The 1,526-nt window shown below is 39.3% G+C and carries 2 protein-coding genes; both read left to right on the top strand.

Annotation, left to right across the window (positions count from 1 at the left end):
- Positions 1-639 (top strand): asparaginase domain-containing protein (locus VXQ92_RS17445; RefSeq protein ID WP_416682669.1); only part of this gene is annotated, 639 nt, incomplete at its 5' end.
- Positions 640-853: 214 nt separating this feature from the next.
- On the top strand, positions 854-1,526 hold a 673-nt coding region (locus tag VXQ92_RS17440), incomplete at its 3' end, for a PHP domain-containing protein (protein ID WP_416682668.1).

Below are 1,526 nucleotides of genomic sequence, written 5' to 3'. Positions count from 1 at the left end.
CCATCAACTGCTCTTTCAGCTTATGGACCAATTAACCTTTATAGTGCTTTTGCATTGGCCGATTCTGATTATGCAAAAAATAAAGGCGTTATGGTTCTCATGAACGACTCTATTTTTGCTGCTCGTGATGTAACTAAAGGCATCAACATTCATACAAATGCTTTTGTAAGCCAATGGGGTGCTTTGGGTACACTTGTTGAAGGCAAACCATATTGGTTTAGACAATCTGTTAAACGTCATACCAATGCTTCAGAATTTAATATTGAAAATATTAAAGGTGATGCTCTTCCAACAGTACAAATCGTTTATGGTTCTGACTCTATGCTTCCTGATGCTTATGAAGCATATGCAAAAGCTGGCGCTAAAGCGATTATTCATGCAGGTACAGGTAATGGTTCTGTAGCGAAATATATCGTTCCAACATTACAAAACCTTCATGACAAAAACGGTATTCAAATTATCCGCTCATCGCGCGTTCCACAAGGTTTTGTATTACGTGATGCAGAACAACCTGACTCTAAATATGGTTGGGTAGCAGCTCATGATTTGAATCCTCAAAAAGCGCGTCTTCTTGCAGCGCTGGCACTTACCAAAACCAACGATGCGAAAGAAATTCAACGCATGTTCTGGCAGTACTAAAATTTCTAACCAGCCCAAATCAATTTGGGCTGGTTCTTTTTATTCGCTTTAATTTTCTATTTAAAAATAAAAGAACAACTTTGATCAATCCTTCACTTTCGTGTTCTCAACCTTCTGTTTAAATACTAAAATCCATAACAGTTGCCAAAATATTAAGCATTTCGTTTGAACTTTGCGTGTTAAACTATGCTGCGGTCGCATTAAGGATTGGTTTATGCAGTTTGTTCATCTCGGTATTTACACAGAATTTTCGATTACAGAGTCGATTGTTCGCATACCCGACTTGGTCAAGACTGCGGTAAAGGATGAAATGCCTGCGCTGGCACTTACCGACTTATCTAACCTTCATGCTGCTGTAAAGTTTTATAACTCTTGCCTTAAGAAAGGCATTAAGCCAATTTTGGGTAGTACAATCCGTCTTAATGATGCCCAACATCGTGCAACTTTGCTTGCAATGAGTGATATTGGATGGAAAGGACTGACCGAAATTGTTTCGCGTGGCTTTATTGAAGGTCAACAACTCAGTATCCCTTGTGTACAAAAAGAATGGGTCCTAGAGCAGCATCAAGATATTATTGTTTTACTTGGCCAACATAGTGATGTTGGGCAAATGCTTTGCTCATCTAACCCGCAAAAAGCAGAACCTTTACTTGAAGAGTGGATCGAAAAGTTTGGTAATCGTGTTTATCTAGCCTTAACACGTACTGATCGTCCTGGCGAAGAAGACTTTATTCAAGAAGCTGCCAAACTTGCAGCTAAATATAATATTGGTGTTGTTGCACACAACGATGTGCACTTTATTGAAAAAGAAGATTTCGAAGCGCACGAAGCTCGTGTATGTATTGCAGATGGTTACGTTTTAGCAGATGATCGACGTCCGCGCTTAT

The sequence above is a fragment of the Acinetobacter sp. 228 genome, assembly GCF_048147885.1.
This window is presented reverse-complemented; position numbering and strand designations above follow the sequence as displayed.